This window comes from Shewanella surugensis (genome assembly GCF_023284005.1).
Taxonomy (GTDB): domain Bacteria; phylum Pseudomonadota; class Gammaproteobacteria; order Enterobacterales; family Shewanellaceae; genus Shewanella; species Shewanella surugensis.
Genome location: NZ_JAKIKS010000076.1, coordinates 15105 through 27568, shown reverse-complemented (window position 1 = coordinate 27568; position 12464 = coordinate 15105). Strand labels below are relative to the sequence as shown.

The 12464-nt window shown below is 37.8% G+C and carries 8 protein-coding genes and 1 pseudogene; 2 read left to right on the top strand and 7 right to left on the bottom strand.

What is annotated here, in order from left to right:
- Positions 1-831 precede the first annotated feature (831 nt).
- Positions 832-1572: a hypothetical protein gene (locus L2764_RS17295; protein ID WP_248941575.1), complete on the top strand. Its 741-nt coding sequence runs from the start codon at positions 832-834 to the stop codon at positions 1570-1572.
- Between the two features lie 1081 nt (positions 1573-2653).
- Here L2764_RS17295 and L2764_RS17290 read toward each other — a convergent pair.
- From L2764_RS17290 to L2764_RS17280, 3 genes and pseudogenes are all read right to left on the bottom strand, one after another.
- Positions 2654-5350: an ATP-binding protein gene (locus L2764_RS17290; protein ID WP_248941574.1), complete on the bottom strand. Its 2697-nt coding sequence runs from the start codon at positions 5348-5350 to the stop codon at positions 2654-2656.
- Positions 5351-6292 (bottom strand): NHL repeat-containing protein, encoded by a 942-nt coding sequence (locus L2764_RS17285; RefSeq protein ID WP_248941573.1) that lies wholly within the window; start codon positions 6290-6292, stop codon positions 5351-5353.
- 1380 nt (positions 6293-7672) lie between these two features.
- Positions 7673-7957, bottom strand: a pseudogene (locus L2764_RS17280) (transposase); the annotation flags it as partial.
- A 440-nt stretch (positions 7958-8397) separates the two neighbouring features.
- Here L2764_RS17280 and L2764_RS17275 point away from each other — a divergent pair.
- Positions 8398-8625: a hypothetical protein gene (locus tag L2764_RS17275; RefSeq protein WP_248941572.1), complete on the top strand. Its 228-nt coding sequence runs from the start codon at positions 8398-8400 to the stop codon at positions 8623-8625.
- Positions 8626-8764: 139 nt separating this feature from the next.
- Here L2764_RS17275 and L2764_RS17270 read toward each other — a convergent pair whose 3' ends face one another.
- From L2764_RS17270 to L2764_RS17255, 4 genes are all read right to left on the bottom strand, one after another.
- A complete protein-coding gene (locus L2764_RS17270) occupies positions 8765-9655 on the bottom strand; it encodes an ABC transporter ATP-binding protein (RefSeq protein ID WP_248941571.1) in 891 nt (296 codons plus the stop codon).
- A complete protein-coding gene (locus L2764_RS17265) occupies positions 9652-10482 on the bottom strand; it encodes an ABC transporter permease subunit (protein WP_248941570.1) in 831 nt (276 codons plus the stop codon). Before L2764_RS17265 ends, L2764_RS17270 begins: the two co-directional genes overlap by 4 nt.
- Before the next feature lie 79 nt (positions 10483-10561).
- Positions 10562-11266 (bottom strand): YceH family protein, encoded by a 705-nt coding sequence (locus L2764_RS17260; protein WP_248941569.1) that lies wholly within the window; start codon positions 11264-11266, stop codon positions 10562-10564.
- Between the two features lie 195 nt (positions 11267-11461).
- Positions 11462-12298, bottom strand: coding sequence for a CvfB family protein (locus tag L2764_RS17255; protein WP_248941568.1), 837 nt, complete (start codon positions 12296-12298; stop codon positions 11462-11464).
- Between the last annotated feature and the right edge of the window lie 166 nt (positions 12299-12464).

The window sequence follows — 12464 nt, the reverse complement described above, 5'->3', positions numbered from 1 at the left end:
GGTAAGGTGTTCGATCAGGGTCATTGGGTTACCTCTCAGAAAGTGAGGTGCGATTAGATCACAGTAATTCAGCAGATTCAATCTTTGTTAACAAAGTGCGATCCCGCCCTGGGAGGAATAGGGGGACTCGTTCGTACGAGGTTTTATTTATCACAAGGTTCCAGTTTGGTTGCCAGTTAAATATCCCTATTTATCATTTTAAGTATTTTATACTGTAAAACCTTACTCAGTGATGAGTTTAAGTTTATGAATATTGCCCTCCTTATCTGAAACTAAGGCGGAATGAATTTGGCTGTAAGTATGATGAGTCGACACTTTTATACTTTTCAGTACAAGAATACAAGAATACAAGAATATAAGAATATAAGAATATAAGAATATAAGAATATAAGAATATAAGAATATAGGAATATAAGAATATAATAAAGAGTTCCATTCTGAAAAGTGGCATATTGGTTAAAGTTATCACTTATTAATAATCGTTTTTAGTTTCATATATCAAGATAGGTTAATATGTTTTTCTTGAATAAAAGTATCCGTTAGTAACTGTATTTAAACATTTACATTTCCATCTCTTGGTTTTGAATGAATTATTTTGGTGATTTTTTTTACTTTGTTAAATATTGAACTACTCTTATTTTGGCTTTGGACTTATTTCAGCTTTATTTATCTGGAAAAACATATTTTAGATTAACAATGCCATTCTTGTTATTCGCTTGTTTATCAATATGAAATATGCCGAATAAAGCCATGTATGATCGATAATTTATTCAACTTGTTAGCTTTGGTGTTTAGTTTTACCAAGGTTAAATAATCAATGGAAATGATAAAATGATCCAAGAATATTTAAGTTTTAGTGACTTACAAGGTTTAGACTCTTCGCCTAGTTCAGTACGTGAGGCATTTAAAGAACGTTTTAATAATGTCACACCAGATGGTATAGCATTAAATCATGAAACTTATTATGATGCTGTAAAACCACCTATTACCGAACAATATGGACATTTTTGTTATAAAGATCTTGGTATTGTTGACTATTCTCGCGGTGAAGAAGAACCTGCTCAGCAGGCGATTATTGGCTCAAATACAGCTTATAACCGTGGTGATACAGAAGCTGAAATATCACTTCAAGTCACGGGTAGTTGGGCAGAAACAACAGGGTGGAACTCCTCTATTACAACGGGGTTATCTTTCTCTCAGTCTTTTGGTTTGGAAGGCGTGTTTGAAACAGGTATGGAGTTTTCTGTGGATGTCACTGCAGGGGTATCGGGCGAAGAGTCTATAAGCAAATCAAGTACTGCAACTGTTACTGTAAAAGTTCCACCACATTCTAGAGTTAAAGTCGAAATGGTTGCAACAATGAAAAAGGAAAAACTACACTTTTCAGCGCCTATTGCAGTTAAAGGTTCTTTTGGTGCAAACTTTCCAGACAGAGTTGATGGTCATTATTTTTGGTTTTTAGATGCAAGAACCGTTTTGAATAAAATCTCTGGTGAAATAAATGGCGTTATTGAAGGCACAGCAGCTTTTGATGTTCATACTGACATTGGACAAGCAGAACCGATTGGATGATATTCGTCGGTGATTTTTAACGCCAGTTTTTTATAAGTGCCTATTATGGAATAAAGACTGACCATGATAGGCATGACTGTTGTTGGACTCTATTGGTATCATGGCTGAATGTGTTATCAAACACGTATGTTGTTAATCCATTCCCATAAAAGATCCTGTTGGATCTCCTTATCTTTGGCCCTCTTGCTCAACCCTGACGCCTAACGTCCCTAAGCTTTCAAATGAAAGCTGATGACATTTTGTATTTAACCTGATTTCTAACTTGGTTAAGTGTGTTTGGATTACATTGGTTCAGTTGTATCAATTGCCTGCAGCAGACTAAGGTCGTGAGTTCCCACTCATACTGGGGCTGTAATCACTAACTTTATTTGTATAAAGTTATCTGGTTTGAATCGTTCATATCTATTTTAGTCAATTGCTTGTCGCAGGCTAAGGTCGTGAATTCCCATCCACACTGGGCCAAGGGGGATTAACAGCAATCCCCCTTGGAACCCTGTGCCGCCCCTAGCGGAGCAAAGCGCTTTATCCTTTCAAAGGAAAAGAATAGCTATCGCCTCATATTCGCCGTCGGTGGCTCAACTAAGGCTATTTCGGCACTGATGTGAAGGGATTCACAAATGCAGTGTTAACATGGATGTTAAGGAACTGCCATGCCTCAATTACACTATTTTTTATTGAATTATCTCAGCTACTCCGATGGGGAGCTTAAAGCACAAGCCAGTGTGTTGCTTCGATTTAAGTTGATTGAATGAAAGATATAAATAAAAACTGTGGGTTAGGATTATGATTTTAGCTGGATTTAGTCAAAATAGGGGATGTTCTAGGAGGAAGGAGTATTGGGCGTATGAGCAGTAATAATCTTGGTTTTTTAATCCCATGATGGTTTAATTTATCACTGCTTGCGGCGTAGAATTTTGACTTTGGAGTAACTTAGATCCTCCTCTTCGCGTAGCGAATTTGAGCCTAAGTAAAAAGCATTAGCGTGGGGGAGTTGATTCTTATTGAGATGAATTACTAGTCATTGGATTTTACAGTGGTTGAATTTGTATTCAGACAGGTTATTACATATTTAAGCTGTGTTTTAGTTATTATTAATAGTCTTATGGGTTACATTTTTTATTTTCTCTACATTTAACCAATATAAAAGCTTTTGTTTGAGTTTTTCTTTATTGATAGGTTTAGCAATAAAATCATTCATGCCTGCAGCCAAGCATTTTTCCTTGTCGCCCACCATGGAATTTGCCGTTAATGCGATAATTGGAATTTGTTTAATCGAAAGATTACGAATTGTTTCTACTGCAGTATAACCATCCATTATCGGCATCATGCAATCCATTAAACATAAATCAAACTCGACTTGCTGTATTTTATCAACTGCAAGTAAACCATTATCAACAACTTCTACATCACAGCCAAATCTATTCAACATAGCTTTCACTATTTTTTGATTGATATGATTGTCTTCTACGACAAGTATTTTAGTATGACTTATTGGTTTTTCATCAGGCAAAAGATCTTGCTCATGGTGTTGTTTGATTTCTTGTTTCGCTCTACGCTTGGTCACTAATGATAATATGGAGTCGTAAATTTTTGAAGGGCAAATAGGCATAGCAATAACGAGGTCGAATTGCTCTGTATGTTCAAATTTCTGCCTTATATGAGTCAGTTGCAATAGCATTGTAACAGGCAATACTCCTTTTTTTTGCTTGATTTTATCTATGATCATTTGCTGCTCTGTAGCTTCATCATCAGCGACAACATAAAAAATATAACCATCATTATTTGAATTAGCATTCTTCAATAGCGGAATGTTTACAGTATCTGTGACCACTTGATAGCTAAGTTTCCATTGCTGTAATAATTGTTCAATAAGGGATGGTCTGTTATCGTTATTTTGGATGACGATGAATTCTATAGTGTCTAACAAGGTCAATTGTTCAAAGCGTTTTTCTTCACTTGGTCCAATCGGTAAAGGTAATCTAAAGCTAAATTCACTGCCTTGTTGTAATTTTGATTTAACGATAATTTTCCCCCCCATTAGTTTAGCAAGTTGCTGACTAATGTTTAGACCCAGTCCGGTACCCCCGTAATTTTTTGTTGTTGATGAGTCAGATTGTTCAAATTTATCAAAAATAATAGCTAATTTATTTGCAGGTATTCCTATGCCACTATCTGAAACAGAAAAGTGAAAATATTCAAAGGTAGTGGAAATATTTTTAACGGGTTGTCCTTTTTTGAGGGATAAGGTTATGCTCCCTTCTTGGGTGAATTTAATCGCATTACTTAATAAATTTAACAATATTTGTCTAATTCTTAATTCATCTCCAATAACAAATATTTCAACATTTTGGTCAATATCAAAATGAAATTCACATGAAGAATCGACAAAATGCTTCGTAAAAGAACTAGACACATCTAACATCATTTGATGTAAGTTAAATTCATCGGGATCTAAAATAATTTTTCCCGCTTCAATTTTAGAAATATCAAGAATATCATTAATAAGTTTGAGTAAGTTTTCACCGCCTTCATTGAGTAATCTCAAATACAGCTGTTGTTGATTATCCAATTTTGTATCGGCTAACACTTGGGCAATGCCTAATATACCATTTAAGGGGGTTCTAATTTCGTGGCTCATATTCGCTAAAAAATCTGACTTCACGCGGGATGCTCTCTCTGCGACTTGTTGTGATTTTTCAACTTGATGTAAGTATGCCAATGCTTGATATTTATTCGCTAAAGGAGCTAGAAACGAGTCAAGTCTTGGCATTAATGTATCAGCAAGTTCTTTTGTACAGGTCACCACGAGAACAATATGACATGTATTTCCATTATTGATTGGCAACAAACAAATAGTGTCGTAATGCTTGTTGATGGAAGGGACTAATTCCTGAGGAATACTGATACAGCTCGTTTCACTATTATTGTGAATGTAAAAAAAAGGGTGAGCGCTATCGGTAATGCCCTCTTGTTTAAATTGAGTTTCAATTTGAACAAGAGGGATTAATTTATTCTCTTTGACGGCAAAAGAGGCGGTTGGGTAACAATCAAATTTTTTATGAAAAAAATGAGTCACTTTTTCTGTTACTTTCAAATAACTATCTGTCGCATTAATTGATAAAAGTAATTGACTAAGTTCTTGTTCAGTCTTATATAACTCTTGAGATAATGCTGATTTTATCATCAATGACGATGCCTTAATATTGCTATTGTTTAGTTTGATAATAAAGAAAGAAGCAACAATAAAAAGACCGATCATTAATATTAAAGTGGCTATCACATCATCAACAATATATGCAGTATCAGTGGATAATGTTGATATCAATCTGAAATGGGTAATGCTCTCTTCTAAGGCCCTGAAGTTACCGCCACTTTCATCAGCCGTACGCATGTTTTCATCGATTAAAACTCTCAGCTGTTTAAGGTAATTTTGTGATTGTTGCTGGAGTAGCAGTAAATTTTCTCGATAAGTCAGAATGTTGTCAACAGAAGTCATATTCTTAATTTGTCGCTGCAACTTTCTTTGTTTTGCATAGGCTTTACTTGTTAAGTTTCCAGAGAGTTGCAGTGTCATAGCGACTTTTTCTAAATCTACGAGAATAGGTGTTGACTGCTCAATCGCATCAGTAACGTTGCGAGTTAATGTGTTGGATTGCTTAAGAAGAGAAGTGACATCGATATAAATTTTTATTACTAGCATAACAAAAATGAAAACGATGCCTGATAAAAGTAAAGCTAAACTTTTACTACCTAAATAGTGTGGTTTTTTTAGTAACATTTAGTTGAATACCGGTTTAAATACTTGAATACGGTTATTACCGGTATCGGCAACATATAAATAACCTCTATAATCAATTATAAGTCCATGAATATTTTTAAATTCTCCTGGTTTACTGCCATGCTTCCCAAATGTGAGAATAGAATTAAAATCTTTATCAAACACTTGAACTCGATCATTATGCGCTTCGCCGACATAAATATTATTAAGTTTATCTATTGCTATTCCCGTTGGTTTATCAAATTGACCCTTTTTTTTGCCATATTTACCGTACGCTTCAATTAGATTACCCTTGATGTCATAAAGAATAACTCGGTTGTTACCGAGATCTGAAACCCAGATGTTTCCTTTACTATCGACTTTGGCAGCCTCAGGTCTATTGAGCCCACCAGCAACAGTATTTTTTCCATCAAACAAATAAAGAAATTCCCCTGCCAAACTAAACACATCAATACGATGGTTACCTGCATCAGCGAGAAAGAGTTTATTGTCATAGATAGACATAAATTCTGCTTCTAGTGTTTCTCCAGGTGCTTCACCAAAATCACTAAATGTATTTAAATGGTTATAGTTTTTGTCAAAATGTTGAATATAACCACTGGCATAATCGGCAATATAGATATCACCATTACTAGCCACAGCAATACCTTCAGGTTTATTAAATTGTCCCTCTTTATCACCTTTGCCACCAAATTGGTTGATGTACTCTCCTGTCCGTGTATTAAAAGATTGAATATTAGCATTTACTGCATCAGTCGCTAATAAATGACCTTGATTGCTAAATGCTAAATCTTCGACATATCGAAATTGGCCATTACCACTGCCAGCCTCTCCTATAATGAATACTAATTCAAAAGATTTTGGTTGTTGTGATGCCAGAGAAAAAGAACAAGAAAGACATAGCGCAATAAAAATTAGAATTAACTTTGAAACACTATCCATATTTACCTCCCTGTTAAAAAATTGTCCATATCACATACAGTATAGTTCAGATAATGTGGCTTTCATTGATGATCTAATCGATAAAAATAGATTTTTCATGCCTATTTTTTCACTATTATTTTAAGGCTATGAATAGTTGATCCCTTTAAGATTTTGCCATAGAAGGCTTGACTTATGCTATTTTGATATCGCTCATTCCTAGCAGAGAAATAAATAACAACAGCAAGGGATAGCTGCGCTGGCCTTTAAACACATATGTTGTTAGGACGAGTAGTCTTTCTTGCCCAAGTGTGAGTAGTAACTCACTCGAGGTTCACGGCGTTTCACTAAGCGTGCTCCCAAGCACCCATCATTATTTAATCGAAGCAGCACATTACTTTGGCTTGTTGCTTTCAATCCCCAGCGGAGTATTTCACTTCAATTTTCGATGGACAAAAATATCTATCGCCTCATATTCGCCTCTGATGTTTAGGATTAACAAATGTCGTGGTGACAGGGATGTCAAGGAACGACTGTGGCTCAACTAAGGCTATTTTCGACACTGATGTGAAGGGCCTTTGTTGTTCCAGACAACAATAAGGCATTTCCTATCTCCATATAGGTCAGCTCACAAATGCAGTGATAACATGGATGTTAAGGAACTGCCGTGTCTCAATCACGCAATTTTTTATTGAATCTTAGAAACTGCTCCAATGGGGAAATTCAAAGCACAGGCACAAGCAGTTTGCTGCTTCGATTTAGGGGTGTTTTTAATACAGCAACAACTTCTGTGTTTAAAAGTCAGTCAGCACTTCTCGCTCAAAGTGGCCATCGGTATGACCTTTGCCCTACATTCTATGTTTATCCCAAACGGAGTAAAGATAAAGCGGCTAAGTAAGTGGAAGCACACAAACTAATGACTTTTTAATAGTTGATAATATTTATCAAGGATTTCGATCGATAATAAAAATAGAGCTTATTTGAAATGATTTTAACAAACCTGTATCTAAGTCAACTTAATCATCATAAAATATTTACATTGGCAAAAGATTAATTATAATTAATCTTCGTTAAGTTAAGAGGAAGCAAACCATGAAATACTTAGCTCTTATCCCACTAATTTTAGTGTTATTCAGTACATCAAGTATAGCTGTGCAAACTGATAAAATAGTGAATGTTCAACAACCATTATTGATACAAAGTCAAGGTGATTTAATCATCAATTCTAATACTCAATATACAAAAGGACCATGTCCTGCACCTTTGAGCTGCTGAGGTGAAGGCTTCTAGTCACAATATAGTCTTGTTGGCACAATAAATGAGTCGTTATGCTCAAAAATCAAACCGTGCAGTAAAGCTCATTTAGCCTAACTGCACGTTCAATTATATACCCATCATTCTTCAAGGTGCATGTTTTAACACCTGAAAGTGATCATTAATTCTACTCCCTAAAATATCACCTATTTTGGGAGGTGTTTGGCTAAAGAATTCATCAATTTTGTCTCTAAACTCTTTCGCTGTGGCAAAATAGTTGTTACTTCTGACATGCTCATTCATGACCTTCTACAAATGCTCTATTGGGTTTAAGTTCGGACTATAAGACGGAAGGTAATGAAGCTTGATATTAAGTTTTTTTGCTTTCTTTTTTACCACTTCGGCTCGATGATAATCCGCACCGTCTAAAATTTAATGGATCCGACTATAGTCACCTCTTTAAGCGAGATATACGGACATCGAACTGGCTTTTAGATAAGGATATTGTTTGCTGTAGATCCCCTTTTGGCCCATTTTTTATTACAAGAAGGGATGGGAATTCACGATTTTAGCCAGCTGGCAGCGATTAATACCCATAAGTATACAAGTTGAAAATACTAACCAGTATCTAATTTGTTCAAACGCTAGTTTATGACTTGGCCCACTCTCAATGAGAAGAAGTGTGCACTCACTATGTAGCATTAAGCTTCAGCTTAATACAGACAATATCCCCTGCGTTTATTCAAAGGCCTGCTTATTTATATCAGTTATAGCTAAAGTATAGGTATAAATGTGACAAAATGGATGTTTTGTAGAAGAAAAACAATATATTGCGGGTTAAAATGTGCGCAACGTAAATAATATGAGAATAGATGATGCAAGCACTCACTCTGAGAGAAATAGAGCAAGTTAATGGTGGCAATATGGTCTCTGATTTTGCCACTTATGGTGCGATGGTGGGGGTCGGATTTGCAGTTGGAACGGCGATTGTATCAGCAGCTCCGATTGGAGGGCTGATGGTGATTGGCATTGGTCTTGAAATTGCTCTAGGCGCTGGAATTGGTGCTGGAATTGGCTATTCTTTTGAGCAACTGTTTTGAGACAATATTAAGTGGCTCACTCACTGCCTCGAGGCTGGCTGTTGAGGCTAGGTGATCTGAACGATCACCTGCCTTCCTTTGAAGACGGGTGATCGTTGATGAAAAAGCGATGTTATGCGTGGTATGACAATACCAATCGTTAAGAGAATAACTTCTCTTCCAACCTTCTGCCTTTTAGCAAAGACTTGTATTGCCAGCCTTGTTCTGAAAATAAGGTGAATAAGGCGATTTCAATATTGGCTTTATCATGTTGAATGATGAATTCATTATCTTGTTTTTGCTCGACGGTGATGATGTCACTCATGGCGGAAATGGACGCAACGAGCACCTCAACCTCACATTGACTCATGGTGAGTGTGAGATAGTTTTGCTGCTGGCTATCATTCATTGAGACTGATTGGCTGAGCTGACCGTTATCAAGGTAAAGCACTTGATCGCAGAGTTTCTCAAGTTCATCGAGATTGTGAGAACTGATCACGAAGGTGGTATTTTTTGATTGTGATTTGACTAAATGCCTGATGACTTTCGCGTTAGCGGGATCGAGTCCTGCGGTGGGCTCATCGAGTAACACCAGTTCAGGAGAGCCAATTAAGGCTTGGGCAATCGATACCCGTTTTCCCATACCATGGCTTAATGCTGTTGGCTTTTGGTTGCAGTTATCGACAAGACCGACTAAATCAAGCACTCGCAAGGCTTCTTGCTCTGCATCTTGGTTTGAAAACCCTTGCAAGCGGGCGAATAAACTCAGTTGAGTCATAATGGTTAAGTTAGGATCCAAGCTAGCATCTTGCGGTAAGGATGCGACTTTACCTAAGAGTGCTTGGCTACCTGGAGGGTGGCCAAAGAGGGTGACTTTACCGCTGCTGGGTTGAATATAGCCACAAAGCAGACTAAAAAGGGTGGTTTTACCGGCACCATTGGGGCCGACTAAGGCAATAGGCTGACCCGCTTCTAAGCTCAGATTAACCTGATTGAGGGCACGTTTACTGGCATAATTTTTGGTTAAATTGTGACAATGGATAAGGCTCATATTGCGCTCCGTTTCATATAAAGACGACCCAGAGTCAGTAATACTAGGGTTTGTAAGAGGGGCATAGGCGCATACATGAAGCTACCTAATCCATGGGTATTGATCATTTGAGAAATTTGTGCGCCGGGTAACACCCATTGCAGTGCGGCAATGACACTAGGATGATCGCTAAAAAAGCTGCTAATAATAAATAGAATGGCCCACAAGAGGATTGCATAAATGGTTGCTTGTTTTGATGAATTGGCATAGAGGGATAATATGCCCATTAATGCCGTGTAAGGCATTAATACGATAATGATATTGATACTGGCGAACACACCAGAGGTTAAGGCGGGTAAAAATAAGCTTGGATCCCTACTCACGCTGAGTAAAATAGTGGCAATCATGGTGATGAGTACCAGTATCGATTGGATCAATAAGCTGCCGCAGAAACGACCGAAATATAAACTGTCTCGACTGGTGCGTAGGGTCAAAAAGCGGAAACTGCCACGGCTTTTATCGGAAGCAAACTGATCGGCTGCCACTGAAATACTAAAGAGTGGGAAAATAAACAAAGCGATCACCCAAAAAATAGCCATTTCGGCGACTTTCCAACTAAAAAGTTGATTTAATGAGTTTTCACCAAATAAATTGACGAGTAATTGCCTAAAACTGGGATCAAGTAAATACTCCGATGCGTCTTTAATGGGATAAAGTAAAATCAGTAGCCACACTAAGGCAAATGCGGCAATGGCGATTAAGCCTCTGGTATTGAAGAGGATTTTTTTCACTTCAAATGAGGCAATTATGACGGTATTTTGCAACTGGCTGGGGGCGGAGTTATTCAAGATGCGACTCTCTTCTTTTGTTCGTTAATAACATTATACGACCTGTTAATCTTGTGGGTATTTAAGTCACAATGGCAGATTAATCGAGTAAATCCGCCAAGGCGATTTTCAGTCTGTCGACGTCTTGTTCCAGTAAATTAACCCGTTCGAGTAACTGATTGTAATCAACTTTATTGCCTTGATGAGAGGCAGGCTCTGCGGGATGTGAATCTGCACGTGGAGGTGTGGTGGCTAAATGGGATTGCCCACTTGTTTGTCCTCTTTCTTGATGAGTGCTTTGATGAACAGGGGTAAAACATTCATCGAAGCGAGCTTCACGCTTTCCGGGCTCTTTTGGTAAAATAGTGACTAAAGGCGTTATTTGTGAGGCGAGGCTTTTTAATTCATTATCGACTTCATTGACATCAACAAAGGCGTGGAGCCTGTTACTTCGCGTTCTCAGCTCTCCAGGGGTTTGAGGACCCCGCAGGAATAATAAACAGAGAATGGCGACTTGGGCCGAGTTGAGCTGTAAATCACTGAACTCGGTATTACAGAAGCGATGTTTATATTTAACCACCCGACTGCCAAATCCAGATTGTTCTGAAATGACGCGCTTCTTGGCTAAGCTGTTTAGTCCAGCTTGGGTTTCTTGCTCACTGAGAGAGAGAACTGGCTCACGGCTGGACTTTTGATTACAGCCTAAGGTGAGCGAGTTTAACGACAGCGGGTACTGCTCGGGAGTGGTGATTTCTTTTTCTAAGAGCACTCCTATGATCCTTGCTTCTAGTGGCGTGAGTTCCATACTCTGCTCCTTTGTGTCATATCGGGTATAGCTTGTTATAGCAGAGCGGAGAATGAAATCCTAGACAGAATAAGCCATCTGGTGTTTTTGTGTGCTTTATTGTGTTATTAGGAGGGATAATAAGTTGAGGCGGCGTCGAGCGAATGTTGCTCGGCATTGTGCAGATTGAGAGCACAACGCCGATCATGGAGTCTATTATTTATTGAAGACTCGGATCCCATCACTGTCGATAGTGATCTCTTGCTGTTTATACAGCGAACCAATGCTTTTCTTGAAGGCCTTTTTACTCATGGATAATTGTGCATAAATAACTTCAGCTTGGGTTTTATCTGTGAGTGGCAGAAAACCGTTAGCTTGATTTAACTTGAATAAAATGGTGGTGGCATGTTTGTCTAATTCAGCCTTAATGCCTTTTTGTAGAATTAAATCAATTTTACCATCGCTGCGAACGTGTTTAACAAAACCTTTTAGTTTTTGTCCAAATTTTAATTGGCGAAACACTTCATTGTTATAAATCACGCCCCAATGGGCATTATTGACGATGGCTTTGTAACCCAGATCCGTGGTGCCTCCGATGATAAGGTTAACTTCTTCTCCTGTCGTGTACTGAGGTTCATCACGATCAAGAAATTTATCAATTCTTGATGAAGCGACAATGCGTTCATCAACAGCACTTTGATAAATATGTACTAAATAAGAGCGATCGGCTTCTATTTCTTTATGTTGTTCGCCAAAAGGTAACAAAAGATCTTTTTCTAATCCCCAATCGAGAAAGGCACCAAATTGTCCAACTTCAACGGCTTTTAGGTAGGCGAATTGACCGACTTCAGCTTTAGGGCGTTTTGTTGTCGCGATGATCAAATCTTTAGAATCTAAATAAAGAAACACGGACAGTATATCGCCGACTTGACAATCTTCGGGAGTGACCTTGCGCGGAAGCAAAACCTGACCTAACTCTTGTGCATTTAAATAGACGCCAAAATCGACTTTCTTAACGACTTCGAGGTTGCAGGTTTGACCTATTTGGATCATGGTATTCTCAACTCTAAAAAGGGGGGGATATAAAAAGATACAGTTTCTGGAGGCAGAGTATAAAGGAAAAGTAAGGCGTAAGTCATGTTTTAAGCTTGCTTTATTTGGGGTGGCGGGGTTTAATTGCGTTTTTTAAAGGGTGCAATTCACACTGATAATTTTCAAG

Coding starts and splice junctions, on each gene's coding strand:
- L2764_RS17285 (WP_248941573.1), bottom strand. CDS start 6,292: ATGGATAGTGTTTCAAAGTTAATTCTAATTTTTATTGCGCTATGTCTT.
- L2764_RS17260 (WP_248941569.1), bottom strand. CDS start 11,266: ATGGAACTCACGCCACTAGAAGCAAGGATCATAGGAGTGCTCTTAGAA.
- L2764_RS17270 (WP_248941571.1), bottom strand. CDS start 9,655: ATGAGCCTTATCCATTGTCACAATTTAACCAAAAATTATGCCAGTAAA.
- L2764_RS17290 (WP_248941574.1), bottom strand. CDS start 5,350: ATGTTACTAAAAAAACCACACTATTTAGGTAGTAAAAGTTTAGCTTTA.
- L2764_RS17295 (WP_248941575.1), top strand. CDS start 832: ATGATCCAAGAATATTTAAGTTTTAGTGACTTACAAGGTTTAGACTCT.
- L2764_RS17255 (WP_248941568.1), bottom strand. CDS start 12,298: ATGATCCAAATAGGTCAAACCTGCAACCTCGAAGTCGTTAAGAAAGTC.
- L2764_RS17275 (WP_248941572.1), top strand. CDS start 8,398: ATGATGCAAGCACTCACTCTGAGAGAAATAGAGCAAGTTAATGGTGGC.